Source organism: Ktedonobacter sp. SOSP1-85, from assembly GCF_016587415.1.
Classification (GTDB): domain Bacteria; phylum Chloroflexota; class Ktedonobacteria; order Ktedonobacterales; family Ktedonobacteraceae; genus Ktedonobacter.
Window position 1 is genome coordinate 3,294,140 of the sequence record NZ_BNJI01000001.1, and the last position, 12,863, is coordinate 3,307,002.

The window sequence follows — 12,863 nt, forward strand, 5'->3', positions numbered from 1 at the left end:
GATAGCGCCATGCGGGACCCTCGAAGCTGTGCTATACCATACATAGGTAGTATAGCCATACCAGTACAGGATGTAGTAAGTGCCATACATCCTCGCCGTGGCTATTGTACATCCTGGAGAGGGAGGTGGGCAAGCAATCCCTCTAGTGTCGAAGAGAGGTACATGGTCTATGCTCACCCGAGGGCGAGCATAAACCATGTACCTCTCTTCGACACTAGCATAGGCAGGTACCGTGTTATGGTAAGAGATTATGTAGAGCGCTATCGATCTTATCGGTGTGCTCTGGCTTGCCCACGGTGACGCGGATGAAGTCGCGCATCTCTGGCTGCGAGAAGTAGCGGAGCAGGATGCCATGGGCCTCAACCGCTGCGCGAATCTCTCGCACACTCACCTGGTCTTCATCTACGCGCATCAGGATAAAGTTTCCTTGCGAGGGTACTGGATGAAGGAAGGAGTAACTGTCCAGGAGGGCGTACAGCCGCTCGCGCTCCTGCGTAATGCGTCGGACGTTATCCAGGGTATAATCCAGGGCCTTGAGGGTCTCAATCGCGCCGATATGACCGGCGACATTCACCTCAAAGGGACACTGTGCGCGGCGCATATAGGCTTGAATCCACTCAGGGGTCAGGGCATAGCCGATGCGGAGTCCTGCTAACCCGGCCCATTTACTGAAGGTGCGCATCACGATCAGATTTTCATGCTGAGGTACCAGGTACGCGAAGCCGCGAGAATTATCCGCGAACTCCACATATGCCTCATCCACAATCACGATGCGACCTGTATCGAGCAATGTTAATATATCTTGCTCGCAAATGGAGTTGCCAGTGGGGTTATTGGGCGAAGTCAGCACAATGAGCTTGGTTTCAGGAGTGAGCGCATCGAGGATGGCGTCGATATCAAGCTCATAGCCTGGCTTGCGAGGAACCTCCAGTACATGCGCGCCACAGAAGGTCGTGACCGAGGTATAGAGTGAAAAGGTTGGGGGGCAGCAGAGAATGTTATCTCCTACCGAGAGAAAGAGGTGCCAGAGGAGATTGATAAGCTCGGCGCTCCCATGATGCACGACGATATGGCGTCCATCGACACCAGTATAATCGGCGAGTGCATTGCGTAAAGCGGTTGAGTTCGCGTCGGGATAATTATTATAGTTTCTAAAATTGCTGAGTGCTTGCAATACTGTAGGCGCGGGTTCATAGGGGCTTTCATTACTATTAAGTTTAATAATATCCTCTATGGGAATACCTGTGCGCTCGCTAAATGCCTCCAGAGACTCGCCTGGAGCATATTGAGCCAGGCGATCCATCTCTGGGCGCACCGTAACAAGACGGGGAGAAGAGTATGTATACATGTACGACTAGTCCTACTTCTCTGAATCGGCGTCGACGAAGATCTGCGCGGGCCTGCGAATGAGAGTGCTGCGCGGGCTAAAACTGCCTGTGGTGCTACTGCCCAGGTTGCCACTGCCCAGGTTGCCACTATTCATGCCCCCGAATGAGCGATTAAGCGGCGAGACAGGGGACTGTTGCTGCTGGGCATTTGTGCTGGAAGCCTCGCCTCCGGCATTCGTTGAACCCTGCAGGATATCCAGACCCTGGCGCAGTGTCATCATATCACGCATAAAGCAAGCGACAGCTGAGGCGGCGGACCCTTTTTCGCGAGAGGAGTCAAAGCGTCGAGATGTCGCGGCACCCGCGGCTTGCGCGGCCTCGGCCATGGGGTCGGAGGTTTTGGCGGCGTAAACATCCTGGAAGATATCGTCCCAGTCGCTCCAACGGCCACGGAGGGGTTTCCAGCCAAGCTGGCCGTCACTGATCGTGCGCCATTTCTCTTCGGTAAACTGAATCCAGTCGTCGAGGAGGCGCGAGTAGGTAGCCAGTTGTTGGCGCAGGCGCTCTTCCTCTTCAGATGAACGTTGAGGGAAGCTGCGTGGTAAGCCATCCGTGCTCTGCGTGCTGATATAATTATTATTGCCCATACCCTGATTGCCGAAACCATTGACATTCGCGAATGATCCAGCACCGGGAAAGAAACCAGGAGTATGCATGTTCTGACCATCGGTCGTAAACTGGCCCATCTGCCCATTGGGATTGGGAAGGCCAAGCATAGGAATCTCAGTGCCTGCGGGGAGCTCACCAATGACTTGAATGCCACTGGCACCAAGCATGGGTCCCATGATGGCGGTTCCGTCTTGCAGAAGTACTCCCTCTGAGGGCAGGCCACCAATCACGATCTCTTCGTGGCCTACGGCATCCAGAATGCGCCAGGCCAGGCGAGGGTGTTTCATTGCCCACCAGAAGCGGCGGACCAGGAACGTTGAGGCAAATGTAAAATTGACGACCAGCCAGACGATACCGCGCACTGCTAACCAGTTTACGAGCGCCAGAATGACAATCATGTACCAGGGGTCACGATTTCCCGCTTCTTCTATGAAGGTTAGTACTGCGGCGACCATCAGGCTAGGATCGCGCAGTGGATTCACAAAATCCAGGATGCGTTTAAGCCAGCTATTGCCTTTCCTCTCTTCCAAAATGCGCTCCTCTCGGTTCTGCCACTGGTTCGACAGAGTACTATTTTTGCGATACGTTTCTTGGGCTTATGTAAAGCTGATTCTAGCATGCGCCCTATTTAACTGCAAATTTTGTCTAGAAGGCAGGTAGTTATGGGTGATGTCGATGCTTCTGCGCTACCTTGATTTTATTTCGATGTTATCTTTAAATAACAGATAGCGAGGCATGTTTTTGACCAGGGAGGCGCGGAAAAACGAGGTGGCAGTCCTGGCACACGACAGTTATTTGCCTTCTTTCTCTTCTTTACAACGAGGAGCGTCGTGAGAAGAAACGACAGGCAGTACTATGGTACTGAACATGCGATAGCTTTTAGAGGGAGAACGATGAAACTTTTGGCTGCTCTCTAACGGGCTATTTGATAGAATGGCTGCGATTTGCGTCTAACTCTCTGGGGGATTTCTTGCGCCTCTGGCGCTCCTCACTCCCCCATAAGAACTACTTGTTGAGTCTATTTTCATCTACTGATTCGTGTCATAGATGAAGGAACCGTTCTGTGTTCTCAAAGTACTGTCGAGATAAAGGCATAGCTCATAAGAGGGCCTTGAATGTGGGTGCAGCGTCGCATTATTTCCATAGGCATTGGTGTGTTCTGGTAATTCTGCTCCATTGTATGGTAACATTACACATGGTGTCTTGCGTAACGCTTTCTTATATTGTCTGGTCTGATCATACCTTTGTATGTGCCAGGTGTACTCTTGAGATAAGAGGGGTAAATTTGCTTCCCACCTGGAGGAAACAATTGTAGCCGATCTCCCAGGCTATAACAGTAAGCACCTGTTAGAAAGGACAAACCTCATGCCCACGCGGATGAAGACGGATGTTCATCTTCCGCAGTTGAAGCATGCGCGTCGTCTGATTATTGCTTCCAATCGCGGTCCCGTTGAGTTCCAACTCGGCCAGGATAATACGCTCAAAGCAAGACGTGGCGCAGGTGGAATGGTAACTGCCCTCATTGATGTTGGGAACCAACTCGATATGACATGGGTTGCGATGACCATGACCGAAGGCGATCGCATGATCGTCAAGGAGATGGAGCAACATGGAGGCGTAATGCCTTCTCCACTACGTGGTCAGAAGATGAAACTGCACTACGTCTCGGTTCCCAAAACAACCTACCGTAAGCATTATGATAAAATTAGTAATGAACTGCTCTGGTTCCTACAGCATTATATGTATGATCCCGTTCAAAGCAACATGCGACAGTTGCAAGACGCCTGGGAGAATGGGTATTGCGAGGCCAACCAGGCTATCGCGGATGCTGTAGTCGACGAAATTGAGCGCGAAGACTCGATGCCAGTTGTTATGCTACATGACTATCATCTCTACTTAGTCTCCTCGCTCATTCGCAAAGTCCACCCCTCAATCGTTATTCAGCAGTTTATTCACATCCCCTGGCCCGATGTTCGCTGCTGGCATTTTCTGCCAAGCAATATCACCCAGGCTATCTATAGCGGTCTGGTAGGCAACGATATCATTGGTTTTCAGACAGAGCGCGATGCACGCAACTTCCTGGAAGGGGCACGCACCCTCTTAGAGGGGCCGTGGTGGATTTTGAAGAGGGGGCTGTCTGGTGGCAGGGCCACCGCACGCAGGCGCGAGCCTATCCCATCTCGATCTCCGTTCATGAAGAGCGACGCGTTGTGAAAAGCGCGCCCGGCAAGCGTGCCGCCGAGGAGATGAAGCTTCTCCTCAACGAATTTACGATCATGCGCACAGATCGTATTGAACCCACCAAGAACATTCTTCGTGGCTTCCAGGCATATGATTATATGCTTGAGGAGCATCCAGAGCTGATTGGTCGCGTGAACTTCCTGGCTTTCCTGGTGCCTTCACGCCAATCATTGCCCATTTACCGCCGTACAACCGCGGAGGTTCAGGCGATTGTAGAGGAGATCAATCAGAAATACAGTACCGACGATTGGACGCCTATTCGCGCCTTTTATGGCAATGATCGTGTACGCGCCCTTGCGGCTATGCAGTTCTATGATGTGCTGCTGGTTAACCCCATTATTGATGGTATGAACCTGGTTGCCAAAGAAGGGCCGGTCGTCAATCAGAGAGATGGGGTGCTGGTGCTCTCGCGTACCGTTGGCGCGTTCCAACAACTCGCGAAGGGGTCAGTTCCTACCTCGCCCACAGATGTGATGGAGACAGCGCAGGCGCTCTATAAGGCGCTGACAATGTCGAAAGAGGAGCGTCACGCGAAGGCGGTCTTCGCATGCCAGGCGGTGGAGCGTAGCAATCTGACAACCTGGCTCGCGAAGCAGATCAATGATATCAATGATATCCTTGAGCGCGAGTCAGCGGAGACGCCAGTTGAAGAAGCCGAAGCTTCCCCAGACGATGTCGTCGCGAACGTAGGGTAGAGGCTTTTTCGCAGCGAACTGAGCGAACTCTTTAGATAGACAGATAGACAGATAGATAGATGGATGCCAGCAGCCCACAAGCTGGCTTCTCGCACCCTCGATAGTATCCTCATAGAGGCCATCTATATATCAGGATTGGAAGCACCTTCGGTGGACGCAATGGTTGCGTCATCACCGAAGAGCGGGCTTCTATTTTCTCTTCTCCCCTCCCACACTACTCCTCATGCCTTCCGGATTGCCGCAGTGTAGCCAGCATATCCCGTATCTGTCGCAAGCGTTCTACCATGCCGGGCACCTCGTCCACTACTTCGTCCGCGCTTGTCAGCAGTTCGGGCAGGGCGTCAGTATGCCGGACGGCGATGGTATAGCCAGTGAATCCCTCCTGGCGTAGCTCACGTACCGCGTAGATGGCGTTGAGATCGGTGCGGTCATCGCCCGCGAAGACCACGCCACGAAGCTGCTTGCGCTCTATATAGCGCTTGAGCGCCTCACCCTTGTTGATTTTTAAGGGCGCGAGTACCTCGACGACACGCTTTCCCTCGCCGATCACCATACCCTCCTGGCGCGCAGGCTCTTCGAGCAGCGCCAGAATTTGCTCACGCGCCCCGTCTGGATTGGCACACTGACGATAGTGAATGGAGCCGCCCACGCTTTTGGCCTGGACAATAATACCGGTTTCATGTGCCATTTCGCGCTCTACCAGGACCAGCAGGCGCTTACCAGGCTCTACATAATTCAGCGCTTCGGGCACAAGCTGGATCTGGGTGCTGCTTGTCGGCAGGCCCTCGCTCCACTCCAGTCCATGTGTTCCTATATATGTCAGTCCGGAAACCTGAACCATTCGCGCGCCATCCTCTGCGGCCCGGCCCGTCATAATGGCTACTTCGGCGTAGCCAGCCAGCTCAGTGAGGAGCTCAGCGACGCCCGGGTAGAGACGGGCCTCTGAAGGAGTGGGAACGATCTCGCTTAGAGTGCCATCAATATCAAAAACCAGTCCCAGCGGCCGCTGTGCCAGAACGTCTTGTAGTTGTACCTTGCTCATGAATGCCTTTCTCTCCTACATATTGTGCAACCATCTCATTATAGTACGCTAAGAAGAAGCCGGTGGGGGTTACCCCCACCGGCTTCTTCTTAGCGTACTATAATTTCTATTTCGTTCTCTGTGCCTGGCTGAACCTCTATTTGTGAGCCATGACGGTGCACGTGGAAGTGTACATGCTGGTCACCTATGTAGATGCCGCGCACCTCCAGCGCATTGACCCAGGAGGGTAAGGTCGGTTGTTCAAGCACAAGCCGCTTCTGCTCGGCGTCGGCGCGCAGGCCAAGGAGCGCGTTAAGGATCTGTCCAGGTGCGCCCGTGGCCCAGGCCTGAGGTGAGCAAGCGACCGGGTAGCGCGTCGGACCAAAGCCCTCGCGCTGGATAAAGCCGCAAAACAGCTCGGGCAGGCGCGCATCCTCGAAGTGCTGACCGGCCTGGTAGAGTCCTTTGAGCAATTGAGATGCCTCAGACTTGCCGCCGTAGCGTGCGAAGCCAGCTCCAACCATGGCCGTATCGTGTGGCCAGACCGAGCCATTATGATAGCTCATAGGATTATAGCGAATGGCGTTGGCCGAGAGAGTACGCATGCCCCAGCCATTGAACATGTCCTCGCGCATCAGACGCTCGATGACCAGCTTTGCCTGCTCTTCGGGGACAATCCCGCTCCAGAGGCATTGGCCCGCGTTGGAGCTAACCGTCTTGCAAGGCTTCTTCTCGCGGTCAAGCGCAATATAGATGCTCTGCTCCTCTTCCCACCAGAAAGCGCGCATGAAATTGGCCTGAAGCTCACTTGCCTTCTGCTCCCAGCGTTCAGCTTCATCCTGGTAACCCAGGCGCCCGGCCAGGTAATGCATATTGCGATACGCGGCAAAGGCGTAGCCTTGAACCTCGCTGAGCGCGATGGGAGAGCGAGCCAACTCGCCGTTCTCATGAGAGGTGGAGTCCCAGGAGTCCTTCCAGCCCTGATTTAGGATACCGCTATCAAGGATACGGTGGTACTCTAGGAAGCCGTCACCATCTTTGTCGCCATACTCAATCATCCAGCGCGCGGCCAGTTGCGCGTTTGGCCAGAGCTGGCGCAGAAAATCGAGATCATTGGTCCAGCGAATATACTCGCCGAGGGTGATGAGGAAGAGTGGTGTGACATCGATACTTCCATAGTAAGGCACATAGGGGATCTCGCGGCAGTTTGCCATCTCGCCTGTGCGCATCTCGTGGAGCATCTTGCCTGGCTCTTCTTCAGTGAAATCGTCAGTTTTTGTACCCTGGTGCATAGCCAGGAAGGCCAGCGTGCCGCGTGCGACCTGGGGGAACCAGGGAAGATATTGCAGGCAGGTAATCAGGCCATCGCGCCCAAAGGGACAGGAGAACCAGGGAATGCCTGCGTAGGGATAGTAGCCATAAGGCGTCAGTGTGCAGAGCATTAACAGGTCATCCATCCCACGCTTGAGCAGGCGATTCAAGAGATAGTCATCGGTATGTATTGTTGGGCGCTCAAGCGAATGAACACCCTCAACTTCGATATGTTTGGCAAAGCGTTCGGCATTAAGCTCGCGCAGTTGGGCGCGCATCTGGAGCACGACTGGTTTGCCACGCTCAAGCTGGAGCGACCAGTGGACGCGATCCTCACTGATATATTTGCTATGTGGCGTAAAGGTAATTTGCGTCTCGCGAGTGACCTGGTCACGTCCGATATAACTCAGAGTTACACCCTTGTCGGTAACCTGGGCTGGCTGTAACTGACCATGCTCTTCGCGCTTGAGTCCGCGCACCTCAAAGAGGTCGCAGAAGTCGCTACCAAACTTGAGGCTAAAACGGAGCGGTTGTGGAAGCTCGCGAAAGCTTGTAATGGTAAAGGTCTGGATCAGCTCCTCATTATGTAGCTCCAGAAGCCGACTGACATAGATTTCGCCTTGCTCAATGAAGGTGTCAGCGTCGACTCTGAGCGCTGGATTCGTTAAATCTACCTGGCTGGCAAGTCCCGCTGGTGAGATGTGGTGTGAAAGCATGGCCAGAGGGTGGCCCTCCAGAAAGAAATTGTTCTCGCGGAGAAAGCGCGTCCCATGCCAGTAGAGACCCATAGCCTGGTTCGCGCCCAACAAATCGCCGCGTATATTGGCGACAAGAAAAGCATCTCCGCTCTTCAAAGTAATGTGTGTGGCGCTTGAATGGGCCTTTTCTTCGACTATCTCTGGTTGCTTGAAGGCTCCATCGGGGCCTTCTTCTGCTGGAAGCAGCAGTACATCTGGCTTGTGATCCGTCATAATACTAATAACTTTCTACCTGATACTTCGCTACGATGCGTTAAGAGTGAACAGTCACGCCAGGCGCGCGAAACGCCAGGAGTGTGAGGGGTACCCGGTATGTTATATGCTTCCTGCCCGTGTTACACCCTTCCAGGGGCTAGCTTTAATTGTACCGATGCTAAAGTTCAGACATGTTTCAATATCTGAATGCGACTTTCTTCTCCTCTGGTTACGGGCAGAAAGTGACGTAGCGTGATACTACGAGAAAGACATCTTACCAGAGAGCACTCTAGCGTGCTTACAGGCTCCTGCAAGCGTCTCTATGCCTGAGTTAACACAGAGATTAGAGAAATAATAACAGGGAAATGCTTTTGATGATGGGGCCTGGCAAAAATGTGTAGTGCCCTCCTAGTACTCATGGGCTGTTTGTTTGCTTGTAGGCATATAAGGTTTCTCTCGGCCTTAAGAAAAGAGAGCGAAGGTTGCATAGGACTTTTTGGCCTAATGTATGCTACAATAACCCCATGTTAAGAACACTCACCGCCACACGCTATGTGACACCCTTACGCGAGGGTGGCTCACTGCCCGCGATTGTAGAGGCCGACGATGATGGTCTGTATGTGCTGAAATTTCGCGGCGCCGGCCAGGGACCAAAGGCCTTGATTGCCGAACTGGTTGCTGGCGAGATTGGTCGTGCGCTTGATCTCCCCGTGCCAGAAATTGTTTTTGTGGAACTGGACCCTGTGCTGGGTCGCTCTGAGCCAGATTTTGAGATCCAGGCCCTGATCAAGCAGAGCGCGGGCCTGAACCTGGCGCTAGATTACCTGCCGGGCGCGCTAGCCTTTGATCCACGCGATGCGCGTGAGCTAGATCCATTCCTGGCCGCCTCCATTGTCTGGTTCGACGCCTATGTCTCCAACGTGGATCGCACGCCACGCAATACGAATATGCTGCTCTGGCATCGCCGCCTGATCCTGATTGATCATGGATCCTCGCTCTATTTTCACCATATGCCAATCAACTATATGGAGCGCAGTCGTACGCCATTTGCGGCTATCAAAGACCATGTTCTCCTGCCTTTTGCCAATGGCTTGCAAGAGGTGGACGCGCGCATGAAGGCTTTATTGCCCGTTGCGCGCCTGGCCGGTATTGTCGCCGCCATCCCTACATCCTGGCTGGAGAATGACGAACGTTATACCGATCCCGATGCGCATCGAGCCGCATACCTGGCCTATTTACAGGATCGTTTGTTGGCTTCACATGTTTTTGTAGAGGAGGCGTTGCATGCCCGCGAACAGCTCGTATGATTACGCCCTTGTGCGTGTAGTGCCAAGCGTGGAGCGCGGTGAGTGCCTCAATGTGGGTGTGATCCTCTTCTGCCGCACGCGCCAGTTCCTCTGCGCGCGCATCGAGCTTGATGAGCAGCGCCTGCTCGCGCTCGATCCCGATATCGACGTGGCAGCGGTACGTGAGCACCTGGAGACCATCGCCTTGATTTGTGAGGGGAAGGCGGAAGGAGGGCCAATCGCGCACCTCTCGCTCTCCGAGCGTTTCCATTGGCTGGTCGCGCCGCGTAGCGCTATCATCCAGATCTCGGCGGTTCACTCAGGCCTTTGTAGCGATCCTGCCGCAGCGCTCCAGCACCTCCTCGATACCATGGTCCGTCTACGCAAGCAGAAGATAGTGCGAGCTGGCACTAGTGGGAAATAAAGTTCGGCTTATGGTATGTTTATTTAGAGCAGAGAATAAAAATATGTTCTCTAATCATAAGGAGTATGAGCATGAGCACACAGGAACGTACCTCGGGGAGCGTCACGGTTGGCGACCAGGCTCCTGACTTTACCCTTCCAACCGCAAAGGGTGACCAGGTCAGCTTGAGTGAGTTTCGTGGTGAGAAAAGCGTCGTATTATATTTTTATCCCAAGGATAGTACCCCTGGCTGCACTGCTGAAGCCTGCTCGTTCCGCGATAGCTACGAGGTCTTTCAGGAGGCGGGCGCGGAAGTGATTGGCGTAAGTTCAGATTCGAGCGAGTCTCACGAAAACTTCGCGAAGAAGAACAATCTTCCCTTTATTCTCGCCAGCGACGAGGGCGGTGCGCTTCGGAAGAGCTATGGAGTTCCCTCGACGCTTGGTCTCTTGCCAGGGCGTGTGACCTATATTATTGATAAGCAGGGAGTTGTGCGCCACATCTTCTCGTCGCAGTTCGCGCCGCAGAAGCATGTTGATGAAGCATTAAAGATTCTAAAACAATTTTAGATTAAAACGACTATGGATGATACAAAAGTGGCTCTCGGCGTTCGCCGAGAGCCACTTTTGTATCATCCATAGTCGTTATTGCTGTTGTGTATATTGTTGCTGGTGAGCATTGAGGAGCTGAGTGAAGTTGTCGGCGACCTGGTGCGAATCGATCACGGTGTTGATGCGGGCAATGGCCTCACGTAGTTGGGCGTGCAGGCTGTCCTGAGGTGGGATGATGCCCTGGTTGGCAACCAGCAGCAGGGCGGCGTTGGCGACGATGAAGTCACGCCTGGGCCCCTGCTCCTCACCTGAGAGAATATGCCATATATCGCTCTGGGTGGCTGCTAAATCTACTTCTTCGCGAATATCCACAAGTTGTGCGCGTGTCAAGCCGATATCCTCCGGTGAGCATTCCTCAAAAATGACCTCGTCGCGTGTGACCTGGATGAGCAGGTTGATGGGTTGCTGGGGATCGGAGATGCTGGAGGCATTGGAGAGCTCATCAATGCCATCATAGCAATGCACGATGATGCCTTCACTCCCCAGGTGAAGATAGAGTGAGAGCACGTAGGGAAGCATCGCCAGGCTACAGACGCCCGTGGAGTGGTGAGCGGGGCGAAGGACCTGGGCGTTAGGTGAAACAATCTTGAAGATATCCAGTGTAAGTGGGGTGGTGCGTAGCGTCTCCTGCCAGTTGGGGTCGCCCACGTCACAGCGCTGAGTTAACTGCTTCATGGCTTCGTGCCAGAGCGCCTCGCGTGCCTGTTTGAGTGCCTGGGAGTAGGGGAAATTTAAGGCCGAGAGTGGGATAAAGGTAAAGCCGTTGCTATCAAGCTCTTGATTAAGTGTAGGAATAGATAAGTGCGGGTGCCGATAGCCAAAGGTCTCCATCGCCTGGGCACTACCATGATAGGAAGTAACGTTGGTGGTGCCGGTCTTACAAATTTTTACCAGGGGAGCAGCGACAATCGCGGCGGCTGTGCTAGCGTGAATTGTTTTGCAGAAGTCACCGCCGCTACCGAAGACGTGGTCGTGTGTGTGCAGAAGCGATAGATCCTGTTGCTTGCTCTGTAGAAAATGTTCAACGCGTGTGCGCAGGTGATCGGCCAGAAAGTTGACCTGGTTTCGCCCGATATGTCCATTGCCCGGCGCGAGGAGCCGCAGGATTTCTAGCAGCTCCTGTGAACCCTGTTCTGGATCACTACAGGCGTCAAAATAGCGTATCAGGGTTGCGTTATCGGGTGGATCAAGCTCTCGCTCGTGCCCCAGGAAACTGGCGAAGGTCTCGCGCAAAGGCCCAAGCTGGCGGAGTATAGCCTCCTCATGTTCCGCATCTTCAAGAGAAGTAAAGAGGCGATAAAGGTCGCCTTTCTGCAAACGGACCTGCAATCTATGCCCATAAGCGGGCAATTGAATACTACTTCCCATATGTTGTTGCCTTACTTTGATACTGTGCCTCTCGGAAACCTGAGCGCGTGAGCGCTAGCCACGAGAGTGGCGTTGGTTTCCGTCTAAGAAGGCCGGATAAAAATTATGAAATGCCAGAGAAAATTCTAGTTTTGTTATTGTGCTGAGAAAACCAGTGAGCTGTGACCTTCTCGGTGTGCAGGCTCCTTTATATCCAGTATAAAGTAAGGCATAACTATCATCCTGTCAACAGGTAGATGAAAAGTCATTCAGCGGGATTTTCCAGCTTATGCTGAAGGGCCAGGCGTAGGTGCTGCATCGTTTTATTTTTGCGCGCGACCGAGAGCGAGGCGCGCAGGCGCTGCGTCTCAACTGGATGCTCAGGCCATTGAATGTCATCCAGATCAATATTGTGTTTATAGCAAACGGCGCGCAACTGTTGCGGATCATCGAAGCGCTCTTTGATTGAGCTGAGCATGGCATAACGCTGTGTTTGTGGTAGCTGCACTATGGCGTTAATGGCTAGCTCCAGCCAGTGAGTGGCGTCTTCGTTATGCTCCACCACTTCAGCGGGATCGGGGTCCTGGTTGCTCGTATGAAAGGTCTGAGAGATGTTGCCCTGGAAGAGTTCGCCATCATCGTCAAGGGTAAGCTGACTGCATGGTTTATATTGGCGCGCGAGCGAGACTGTTTCATTGAAGGCCGCCCGGCTGATATAGGCTCTGGGATTTTCGATGGTGTGCTGGCGCAGCACGAGCCAGCAATGCAGGCGCAGGCTTTGCTTCACATCATCCACGTCCAGATCATATGTCTCGGCGCGGGCCATACTATTCTTCCGGCTAAAGCGGCGCTGTGCCTGAAGACTGATGTAGCTGTCGTACTGGTCAAAAAAGCGGTCTATCTCTTGCCCACCAGGATATAGGGGAGGTTCTGTGTCTACTGGCACCGCCATGGTCGCTTGCATGATCGAGTCTCCTTATATGGCTTACTGCTGTGGT

The 12,863-nt window shown here is 53.4% G+C and carries 11 protein-coding genes; 5 read left to right on the top strand and 6 right to left on the bottom strand.

What is annotated here, in order from left to right; all coding sequences use genetic code 11:
• Window positions 1-235: 235 nt before the first annotated feature.
• Together hisC and KTE_RS13805 are read right to left on the bottom strand one after the other, a co-directional pair.
• Window positions 236-1,348: a histidinol-phosphate transaminase gene (hisC, locus tag KTE_RS13800; protein WP_201381776.1), complete on the bottom strand. Its 1,113-nt coding sequence runs from the start codon at window positions 1,346-1,348 to the stop codon at window positions 236-238.
• 12 nt (window positions 1,349-1,360) lie between these two features.
• Complete coding sequence (locus KTE_RS13805; RefSeq protein ID WP_201381778.1) at window positions 1,361-2,527, bottom strand: hypothetical protein; 1,167 nt, start codon at window positions 2,525-2,527, stop codon at window positions 1,361-1,363.
• 835 nt (window positions 2,528-3,362) lie between these two features.
• On the opposite strand from KTE_RS13805, the gene KTE_RS48850 reads away from it, so the two are divergent.
• Both KTE_RS48850 and KTE_RS48855 read left to right on the top strand, forming a co-directional pair.
• A complete protein-coding gene (locus tag KTE_RS48850; protein ID WP_201381780.1) occupies window positions 3,363-4,211 on the top strand; it encodes a trehalose-6-phosphate synthase in 849 nt (282 codons plus the stop codon).
• Window positions 4,112-4,933 (top strand): trehalose-6-phosphate synthase, encoded by an 822-nt coding sequence (locus tag KTE_RS48855; protein ID WP_201381782.1) that lies wholly within the window; start codon window positions 4,112-4,114, stop codon window positions 4,931-4,933. Before KTE_RS48850 ends, KTE_RS48855 begins: the two co-directional genes overlap by 100 nt.
• 214 nt (window positions 4,934-5,147) lie before the next feature.
• Here KTE_RS48855 and otsB read toward each other — a convergent pair whose 3' ends face one another.
• Both otsB and KTE_RS13825 read right to left on the bottom strand, forming a co-directional pair.
• A complete protein-coding gene (gene otsB, locus KTE_RS13820; RefSeq protein ID WP_201381784.1) occupies window positions 5,148-5,975 on the bottom strand; it encodes a trehalose-phosphatase in 828 nt (275 codons plus the stop codon).
• 89 nt (window positions 5,976-6,064) lie between these two features.
• On the bottom strand, window positions 6,065-8,236 hold the full coding sequence (locus KTE_RS13825; protein WP_201381786.1) for an amylo-alpha-1,6-glucosidase: 2,172 nt from the start codon (window positions 8,234-8,236) through the stop codon (window positions 6,065-6,067).
• 506 nt (window positions 8,237-8,742) lie between these two features.
• Here KTE_RS13825 and KTE_RS13830 point away from each other — a divergent pair.
• The 3 genes from KTE_RS13830 to KTE_RS13840 all read left to right on the top strand — a co-directional run bounded on the left by KTE_RS13830 (window position 8,743) and on the right by KTE_RS13840 (window position 10,476).
• The gene (locus tag KTE_RS13830) at window positions 8,743-9,525 is read left to right on the top strand and encodes a HipA family kinase (protein WP_201381788.1); all 783 of its coding nucleotides are present in this window, start codon (window positions 8,743-8,745) and stop codon (window positions 9,523-9,525) included.
• The gene (locus KTE_RS13835; RefSeq protein ID WP_201381790.1) at window positions 9,503-9,928 is read left to right on the top strand and encodes a DUF3037 domain-containing protein; all 426 of its coding nucleotides are present in this window, start codon (window positions 9,503-9,505) and stop codon (window positions 9,926-9,928) included. Before KTE_RS13830 ends, KTE_RS13835 begins: the two co-directional genes overlap by 23 nt.
• 65 nt (window positions 9,929-9,993) lie before the next feature.
• Complete coding sequence (locus KTE_RS13840) at window positions 9,994-10,476, top strand: peroxiredoxin (RefSeq protein ID WP_201381792.1); 483 nt, start codon at window positions 9,994-9,996, stop codon at window positions 10,474-10,476.
• 75 nt (window positions 10,477-10,551) lie between these two features.
• Here KTE_RS13840 and KTE_RS13845 read toward each other — a convergent pair whose 3' ends face one another.
• Together KTE_RS13845 and KTE_RS13850 are read right to left on the bottom strand one after the other, a co-directional pair.
• Window positions 10,552-11,886, bottom strand: a complete 1,335-nt coding sequence (locus KTE_RS13845; RefSeq protein WP_201381794.1) for a hypothetical protein — start codon at window positions 11,884-11,886, stop codon at window positions 10,552-10,554.
• Window positions 11,887-12,130: 244 nt separating this feature from the next.
• Window positions 12,131-12,829, bottom strand: coding sequence for a hypothetical protein (locus tag KTE_RS13850; protein ID WP_201381796.1), 699 nt, complete (start codon window positions 12,827-12,829; stop codon window positions 12,131-12,133).
• Between the last annotated feature and the right edge of the window lie 34 nt (window positions 12,830-12,863).

What these genes read in the sequence shown, in the direction of transcription:
- KTE_RS13830 (WP_201381788.1), top strand. Translation starts at nt 8,743, where the DNA reads ATGTTAAGAACACTCACCGCCACACGCTATGTGACACCCTTACGCGAG.
- KTE_RS13825 (WP_201381786.1), bottom strand. Translation starts at nt 8,236, where the DNA reads ATGACGGATCACAAGCCAGATGTACTGCTGCTTCCAGCAGAAGAAGGC.
- KTE_RS13840 (WP_201381792.1), top strand. Translation starts at nt 9,994, where the DNA reads ATGAGCATGAGCACACAGGAACGTACCTCGGGGAGCGTCACGGTTGGC.
- otsB (WP_201381784.1), bottom strand. Translation starts at nt 5,975, where the DNA reads ATGAGCAAGGTACAACTACAAGACGTTCTGGCACAGCGGCCGCTGGGA.
- KTE_RS48850 (WP_201381780.1), top strand. Translation starts at nt 3,363, where the DNA reads ATGCCCACGCGGATGAAGACGGATGTTCATCTTCCGCAGTTGAAGCAT.
- KTE_RS13845 (WP_201381794.1), bottom strand. Translation starts at nt 11,886, where the DNA reads ATGGGAAGTAGTATTCAATTGCCCGCTTATGGGCATAGATTGCAGGTC.
- KTE_RS13835 (WP_201381790.1), top strand. Translation starts at nt 9,503, where the DNA reads ATGCCCGCGAACAGCTCGTATGATTACGCCCTTGTGCGTGTAGTGCCA.
- KTE_RS13850 (WP_201381796.1), bottom strand. Translation starts at nt 12,829, where the DNA reads ATGCAAGCGACCATGGCGGTGCCAGTAGACACAGAACCTCCCCTATAT.
- hisC (WP_201381776.1), bottom strand. Translation starts at nt 1,348, where the DNA reads ATGTATACATACTCTTCTCCCCGTCTTGTTACGGTGCGCCCAGAGATG.